1 protein-coding gene is annotated in these 220 nt (G+C 50.9%); it reads left to right on the top strand.

Annotated elements, in window-relative coordinates:
- Positions 1 to 220: hypothetical protein (locus A3709_RS24050; RefSeq protein WP_197484268.1), on the top strand; the 220-nt coding region annotated here is incomplete at both ends.

Here is a 220-nt window from a genome sequence, read left to right on the forward strand (position 1 = left end):
GGTGGGCTTCGCGGCGGCATTTCTGTTGATAGCGCTGATGCGAATGCTGCCCTTCAATTTGCAGGCGGCGCCTAACTTCCACTACCTCACGGCTGAATACTCCTACCCCACAGATACGGTCGACTTTATGTTGGCCAATAATTTAAGCGGCAACGTATTTGCACTGTACAACTGGGGTGGTTATTTGCATTTACGCAGTGATGGCCAGTTGAGCGTGTTT

Source organism: Halioglobus sp. HI00S01, assembly GCF_001635445.1.
GTDB lineage: Bacteria > Pseudomonadota > Gammaproteobacteria > Pseudomonadales > Halieaceae > Halioglobus > Halioglobus japonicus.